At 64.8% G+C, this 5,610-nt stretch carries 4 protein-coding genes; 2 read left to right on the top strand and 2 right to left on the bottom strand.

Annotated elements, in window-relative coordinates:
* A partial coding sequence (locus tag AC30QB_RS21390) for a hypothetical protein (RefSeq protein WP_489548297.1) occupies positions 1-220 on the top strand: 220 nt, incomplete at its 5' end.
* A 103-nt stretch (positions 221-323) separates the two neighbouring features.
* Complete coding sequence (locus AC30QB_RS21395) at positions 324-2,360, top strand: glycoside hydrolase family 3 protein (protein ID WP_489548298.1); 2,037 nt, start codon at positions 324-326, stop codon at positions 2,358-2,360.
* A 96-nt stretch (positions 2,361-2,456) separates the two neighbouring features.
* On the opposite strand, the gene AC30QB_RS21400 is transcribed toward AC30QB_RS21395, so the two are convergent.
* Together AC30QB_RS21400 and gshA are read right to left on the bottom strand one after the other, a co-directional pair.
* The gene (locus AC30QB_RS21400) at positions 2,457-4,331 is read right to left on the bottom strand and encodes a potassium transporter Kup (RefSeq protein ID WP_489548299.1); all 1,875 of its coding nucleotides are present in this window, start codon (positions 4,329-4,331) and stop codon (positions 2,457-2,459) included.
* Between the two features lie 144 nt (positions 4,332-4,475).
* Positions 4,476-5,609: a glutamate--cysteine ligase gene (gene gshA / locus AC30QB_RS21405; protein WP_489548300.1), complete on the bottom strand. Its 1,134-nt coding sequence runs from the start codon at positions 5,607-5,609 to the stop codon at positions 4,476-4,478.
* Position 5,610 lies beyond the last annotated feature (1 nt).

Below are 5,610 nucleotides of genomic sequence, written 5' to 3' on the forward strand. Positions count from 1 at the left end.
CTGCTATCCCATCGTGATGGTGCCGGTGTCGCCCGCGCTGCGCGAACTCGAGATTGCGCTCGACCGCTTCGCACCCGATGGCTACTGCGGCACCAAAGGCCGCAGCATCGCAGACACTGCCAAGGCCGTGACCGCCATCGAGGTGAGCGACCCGGCTTTGACGCCCGGCGCCCGGCGCGCGGTGGACTTCCAGGTGGGTCGCATCGAGCTGAAGCCTTGAGCGCTGAACGCGGACGAATTCGTGGCGAGCATCGAATTCGGCAACGAGGTGATGGGTGGGCAAGGCGCCACCTGGGTGAACACTTTCAACTTGAGGCTTTGCCGTGACTTCTTTCATCCTGACCCACGCCATGCGACTTGCGTTGTCTTCATTGCTGGCATTCGCCCTCACGGGCGCAGCCCACGCCGGCGGCGACATTCCGCCCGCGCCGATGTACGCCGACTGGCCGGCCATCACCAGTGCGATCGCGCGCGACGACGCCATGGAGGCGCGCATCGCGCAGATCGTGGCGTCGATGACGATCGAGCAGAAGGTCGGGCAGATGATCCAACCCGAGACCAAGAGCATCACTGCGGCGCAGGTGCGCCAGCACTTCATCGGCTCGGTGCTCAATGGCGGTGGCACCTGGCCTGGCGGCAACAAGTACGCCACCGCGGCGCAGTGGGTCGCGCTGGCCGACCAGTACTACGAGGCATCGATGGGCACCGCCATGGCGACACCCATCCCGATCCTCTGGGGCACCGACGCCATCCACGGCCACAGCAATGTGTACAAGGCCACGCTCTTTCCGCACAACATCGGCCTGGGCGCGGCGCGCGACCCGGCCTTGATCCGGCGCATCGGTGCCTCGGTTGGCCAGGCCGTTCGCGCCACCGGCATCGGCTGGACCTTCTCGCCCACGCTCGCCGTGGCGCGCGACGACCGCTGGGGCCGCGCCTATGAGAGCTACTCCGAAGACCCCGCCATCGTTCGCGCCTATGCCGGTGCGTTCGTGACCGGCCTGCAGGGCCGCTTTGATTCCGACACCAACGTGGTCGCCACCGCCAAACACTTCATCGGCGACGGCGCAACCGACCGCGGCACCGATCAGGGCGTGGCCTCGGTCAGCCAGCACGACATGATCAACATCCACGGCCAGGGGTACTACGCCGCGCTGGCGGCGGGCGTACAGGCGGTGATGGTGTCGTTCCACAGCTGGGCCCACCCGGGCTCCGACAATCAGGTCGGCAAGCTGCACGGCAGCAAAGAGATGCTGACCGACGTGCTCAAGCAGAAGATGGGTTTCGACGGCTTGGTGGTGTCCGATTGGAACGGCATCGAGCAGGTGTCCGGCTGCAGCAAGACAAGCTGCGCGCAGGCCATCAATGCGGGCATCGACATGGTGATGGTGCCGCAGGATTGGCGGGCCTTCATCGCCAGCACGGTGTTGCAGGTGCGCTCGGGTGCGATCCCGATGGCGCGCATCGACGATGCGGTCACGCGCATCCTGCGGGTGAAGCTGCGCGCGGGCCTCTTCAACGGGCGCAAGCCGTCGCAAACGGCCGGTGCGGGCAACCAGGCATTGCTGGTCGACCGGCCGCTTGCGCGCGAGGCGGTGCGCAAGTCACTCGTGCTGCTGAAGAACAACGACGCGGTGCTGCCCCTGGCGACAGGCCGCAAGACCCTGGTGGTGGGCAAGAGCGCCAACAGCCTGCCCAACCAGGCCGGCGGCTGGAGCCTTACTTGGCAAGGCACCGGCAACCAAAACGCCGATTTCGCCCCGGTGGGCGACACCCTGCTGGCCGGCATCCAGGAAGCCGCCGGTGCGGCCAACGTGACCTTCAGCGAAACCGGTGTGGGTCACGACCCGGCCCACTTCGATGTGGTGATTGCCGTCATCGGCGAGACGCCCTATGCCGAAGGCATGGGCGACCTGAAGGGCACGCTCGCGCACTCCGCCAATTACCCGGGCGACCTTGCCGTGCTCAACCAGGTGAGTGGCAAGTTGAGCAGCAAAAGCACGCCGGTGGTGACGGTGATGCTGAGCGGACGGCCGCTGTACGCCAACGAGTTCATCAACAAGTCGAACGCGTTCGTCGCCGCCTGGCTGCCAGGCACGGAAGGCAAGGGTGTGAGCGACGTGCTCTACCGCAACGCGCAAGGCGGTGTAGCGCACGACTTCGTCGGCCGCCTGCCTTTCTCGTGGCCCGCCACGCCATGCCAGACGCCACTGAACGCGGGCGACGGGCAGACACCGCAGTTCGCGCTGAACCATGGCCTCAACTACGCCGATGCCACGACCGTGGGCCCTCTGCCCACACCTCCAATCCCTGCTGCGTGCGGCACCGCCTCCGGCGCCCTCGCCGCCATCGAGCGATGAGTCTGGCCATTGCCGACGTGCGGCTTCGCAAGGCACCAGCGTCGAGCCCAAGCTGCGCGGGCTCAACCAGGAGGTAGCCGCTGCTTTTTTTGCGATCTAGATTTCGACCTTGGAGCCCAACTCGACCACGCGATTCGTGGGCAGGCTCAAGAAATCGGCCGCGCCGCTGGCGTTGTGGTGCATGCTGGCAAACAGCTTCTCGCGCCACATCATCATGCCGGTGCCGAGGGTTGGGATCACGATGTCGCGCGACAGGAAGTACGAGGTCTCCATGTCGTCGAGCTGTACGCCGCGCCCGCGCAGCAGGGCCAGGGCTTCGGGCACGTCGGGGTCGTTCTTGAAGCCGAAGTTGAGCGTGACCTGCCAGCAGTCGTGGCCCAGGGGGTCGATTTCGCAGCGCTTGTTGAAGCCTATCCACGGCACCTCGTGGTGCTTAACCGTGACGAAAAGATTGGTCTCGTGCAGCACCTTGTTGTGCTTGAGGTTGTGCAGCAGCGCGTTGGGCGTGATGCCCTGGTCGCTGACGAGGAACACCGCCGTGCCGGGCACGCGTGTGGGCGGGCTGATGAACACGGCTTCGAGAAAGCTCGTCAGGTCGATGGCGTCGTCGCGCAGGCGATCGCGCATGAGTTGGCGGCCTTGCTTCCAGGTCATCATCAGCACGAACATCACGCCACCAATGGCCACCGGGAACCAGCCGCCCTCGAAGATCTTGACGATGTTGGCCGAGAAGTAGACCGAATCGACGATGAAGAAGAAGCCGGTGGCGGCGATGCACAGTGACCAGGGGTATTTCCAGCCATAGCGGATGACGAAAAAGGTCATCGTGGTGGTGATCAGCATGTCGATCGTCACGGCGATGCCGTAGGCCGCGGCGAGCTTGCTGCTGCTGCCGAAGAAGCCCACCGCCAGCACGATGCACGCGTACAGGCCCCAGTTGATGAATGGCACGTAGACCTGGCCCGTCTCCTTGACGGAGGTATGCGTGATGCGCAGCCGCGGCAGGTAGCCCAGCTGGATGGCTTGTTTGGTGACCGAGAACGCCGCGGTGATCAGCGCCTGGGAAGCGATTACCGAAGCGCCCGTGGCCAGCGCGATAAGCGGGTAGAGCGCCCATTGCGGCGCCATCTCGTAGAACGGGTTGCTGGCGTGGCCGGGGTGCACCAGCAGCATGGCGCCCTGGCCGAAATAGTTGAGAACCAGGGCGGGCATCACCAGGCCGAACCAGGCAAAGCGGATGGGTCGTTTGCCGAAGTGGCCCATGTCGGCGTAGAGCGCCTCGGCGCCGGTCACGCACAGCACCACCGAGCCGAGCGCGATGAAGGCAATGCCCGAGTGGGCACCCAGGAAGTACAGCGCATGGTGCGGGCTCAACGCCCACAGCACGCTGGGGTTTTGGGCGATGTGTGTGACCCCCATGACAGCCAAAACCATGAACCACAGGGCCGTGACGGGGCCGAACAGCTTGCCCACGCTGGCCGTGCCGTGGCGCTGTACCAGGAAGAGCGCTGTCAGCACGATCAGCGTGAGGGGCACCACGTAGCGGTGCAGGCCCGGCGCGGCCACTTCCAGGCCTTCGATGGCCGAGAGAACGGTCATGGCCGGTGTGATGACGGCGTCGCCGAAGAAGATGGCGGTGCCGAAAATGCCCAGCAACAGCAGCCGCCGGCGCAGCACCGGCCGGTCTTTCACCGCCTGTGAGGCGAGGGTGAGCATGGCGATCAGGCCGCCTTCGCCGTTGTTGTCGGCGCGCAGGATCAGCGCCACGTATTTGACTGAGACCACCACCGTGATGGTCCAGAACATCAGCGACAGCACGCCGAAGATGTTTTCAGGCGTCAACGGCACTCGCCCTTGCGCGAAAACTTCCTTCATTGCGTAGAGCGGGCTGGTGCCGATGTCACCGTAGACGATGCCGATGGCACCGAGGGTGAGGGCCGCCAGGCTGGAGGCAGGACGATGAGGGGTCACAGGTCACCAAACCTGCGCAAGCGGGCCGGGTCAGTCACGAAGAGCGGCTATTGTGCGCCTCACCTTCGGGTGATTGAGCCCCCCGCCAAGAGGCCCACGGTGCATGTTGCAGTGCAGCAACGAGCGAGCGATCACTCTCGCAGCTTACTCATAGACCTCGGCGTCGGGGTCGGTGGCTTCCAGTTCATAGCTCGCAGCCAGCATGGCCAGCCGGGCAATCACGCCGTACATGTAAAAGCGATTCGGGGCGCTGGCGCCCGGTTTCACGCCGGGTCTGGGCAACTGGTTTGACTCGGCAAACGCCAGCGGCACGAAGCTCGCCCCGGGAGCGTTGAGGTTCTCGTCGATGCCGCGCTCTGCGTTGACGCGGTAGAAGCCGCCCACCACGTAGCGGTCGATCATGTAGACCACCGGCTCGGCCACCGCGTCGTTCACGCGCTCGTAGGTGGGCACGCCTTCTTGCAGGATGACCTCAGTGACCTCTTGGCCGTCTTTGATCACGCTCATCTTGTTGCGCGACTTGCTGCTGAGGTCGACCAACTCTTTCGGGTCGCGCACCGTCATGATGCCCATGCCATAGGTGCCGGCGTCGGCCTTCACGATGATGAAGGGCTTCTCTTGTATGCCGTATTCCTTGTACTTGCGGCGCACCTTGCCCAACAGCGCTTCGGCATTGCTCGCCAGGCACTCTTCACCCACGCGGTCGTTGAAGTTGACCTCACCGCATTTGGCGAACATTGGGTTGATCAGCCACGGGTCCATGCCCAGCAGCTTGGCAAACTTCTTGGCTATTTCTTCATAGGCGTGAAAGTGATTGGTCTTGCGCCGCACTGCCCAGCCGGCGTGCAGCGGCGGCAGCAGGTACTGCTCATGCAAACCTTCCAGCACCTTGGGCAGGCCGGACGAGAGGTCGTTGTTGAGCAAGATGGTGCAGGGGTCGAAGTCTTTCAGGCCCAGGCGACCGCGCGTGCGCACCAGCGGCTCCACGGTGAGCGAGGTGCCGTCAGGCAGGTCAATCGCGGTGGGGGCCTTGATCGTTTCGTCGAGCGTGCCCAGGCGCACGTTGAGGCCGGCCTGGTGAAAGATCTGTTTCAGGCGCACCACGTTGCTCAGGTAGAAAGTGTTGCGCGTGTGGCGCTCGGGGATGAGCAGCAGGTTCTTCGCCTCGGGGCAGATCTTCTCGATGGCCGCCATGGCCGCCTGCACCGCCAGCGGCAGCATCTCTGGCGTGAGGTTGTTGAAGCCTCCAGGGAAGAGGTTGGTGTCGACCGGCGCCAGC

It is taken from the genome of Rhizobacter sp. (genome assembly GCF_046595475.1).
Classification (GTDB): Bacteria; Pseudomonadota; Gammaproteobacteria; order Burkholderiales; family Burkholderiaceae_C; genus Rhizobacter.